The organism is Dethiosulfatibacter sp. (assembly GCF_983023055.1).
Map to the genome: position 1 here is coordinate 1 of NZ_CEZJXU010000439.1, position 2,152 is coordinate 2,152.

The window sequence follows — 2,152 nt, forward strand, 5'->3', positions numbered from 1 at the left end:
AACAAGTTCATCCTTAGCTCGTCTTAGTTACTTGTAAAGAAAAAAATAAATAAACAAACAGGAGAATTAAAATGAAGAAACTAATGATTTTATTTATGATCGTTGCCTTATTGGCAGGATGTGGAACGGACGCCATTTCTGATGGTGGAGAGAAAGAACAGGGAATATTGGTTGACAAATCGTCTTATGATGTTTTGATTGAACTTTATGAAAGTACAGGAATCAAGCTGGACGGTGACATAACGGTTAATTCGGATGTAGAAGCGATTAAATGGATTTTTGACGTTGAAGAAATTAACGGATTTGTAGGTAGTGCGCAGGCCGAATCTTTATTTTCAGACGAAGATAAAAGCAAAGTTTTTATAATTGAAATGGAGAGCAATGATGATGCTAAATCTATTTCTGAAAAGTTTCCTTTATTGGCAAAGGGACATGCCAGTGATATTGAAACATATGAAATAATTGTCAAAGACAATTTTGTATTGTTTACAGGATTGACAGAAGAAAACAATGCCTTGATGGTTGAAACATTCGAAGCAATTGAATTTGAAGGATATATATCTGCGGAGATTGACAGCTCCCTTGATGTGTTTAATGCGATTTTCAGAGATGCTGACGCTACAATGCTTGATATAGTATCTTATATGACGGACAGGGAAGAGCATATACAAAAGATAAACAATTTCGTAAACAACGGTGAGAAGCTTGAAGGGTACAAGAGTGCTGTAATGAACAATAGGATGTTTGGTCCATCAACTGTATTTGTTCTTGAACTGGAGGAAGGATCCGATGTAGAAGCAGTAAAACCCGGAATGGAATATTTGAGCAGATGGATGATTTGCATGAGTCTGGAAGATTATGAAATTGTATCAAATGGAAATTATATCTTGTTTGCAGGATTGACTCCGGAAGAAAACACAGTGCTTGTTGACAACTTCATGGCACTCGAATTTAAATAAAAGATATTGTGCAGCTGCGACGAAAATCCATTGATTTAGTTGCAGCTGCTTTATAAAGGATAAGTAATGATTTTTAACAGTTTGATATTTTTGGTGTATTTTTTACCTTTGGTTTTATTTTCATATCATGTTTTTCCAGGAAAGAAAAATATAATACTCATGATGGCATCTCTTGTGTTCTATGCTTTTGGTGAACCCATATACATAGTCCTGCTTATTTTCAGCAGTACGGCGGATTACCATCTGAGCAAAATGATTCATAACGAGACTAATTCCTCTGCAAGAAAAAGATATTTAATCATATCAGTAGTGATGAACATCGGACTTCTCTGTTTTTTCAAGTATGGCGATTTGTTGATTGATACTGTAAATGCCATGCCAGGATTGGATATAAAGAATTTGAACGTACCCTTGCCCATAGGGATAAGTTTCTATACTTTCCAGACATTAAGCTACACGGTTGATGTTTATAGAAAAAATGTAAAACCACAGGAAAAATACAGTGATTTTCTATTGTATATATCAATGTTTTTCCAACTGATAGCAGGGCCCATTGTCAGATATGCCGACATAGAGAAACAGCTTGGGAAAAGAAAAATTGGGTTTGGAAATATTGACGAAGGAGCAAGAAGGTTTATTGCAGGTCTTGGCAAGAAAGTCTTGCTTGGCGATCAGCTTTTCCTTCTTCATAATCAGTTGATGCATACGAATGGAAGCGTTGTTGGATATTGGGTGTCAATGGCGGCTTACGGGTTGCATATATATTATGATTTTTCAGGATACAGTGATATGGCCATAGGTCTTGCAAGGATGTTTGGCTTTAGATTACTTGAGAATTTCAACTATCCATATGTATCCAAATCCATTTCCGAGTTTTGGAGAAGATGGCATATATCACTTGGTAACTGGTTTAAGAATTATGTGTATTTTTCCTTGGGAGGCAGTCGAAATGGCAAGTCGGCAACGGTAAGGAATCTTCTTGTGGTCTGGCTTCTTACTGGTTTGTGGCACGGAGCCAGTTGGAACTACATGTTGTGGGGTTTGTATTTTGGAATATTCATAATACTCGAAAAGACAGTGGCTATTAATATCAACATTCCAAAAATCATGAAGCATGTCTATGTATTGACGGTAGTCATATTTGGATGGGTTTTGTTTGCTTTTGAAAGTGTTCATGAGCAACTTGTGGTATT

2 protein-coding genes are annotated in these 2,152 nt (G+C 36.2%); both read left to right on the plus strand.

Features of this window, described 5'->3' with window-relative positions:
• Positions 1 to 71 precede the first annotated feature (71 nt).
• On the plus strand, positions 72 to 959 hold the full coding sequence (locus tag AC3AX0_RS12130; RefSeq protein ID WP_487550540.1) for a putative periplasmic lipoprotein: 888 nt from the start codon (positions 72 to 74) through the stop codon (positions 957 to 959).
• A 66-nt stretch (positions 960 to 1,025) separates the two neighbouring features.
• On the plus strand, positions 1,026 to 2,152 hold a 1,127-nt coding region (locus tag AC3AX0_RS12135), incomplete at its 3' end, for an MBOAT family O-acyltransferase (RefSeq protein WP_487550541.1).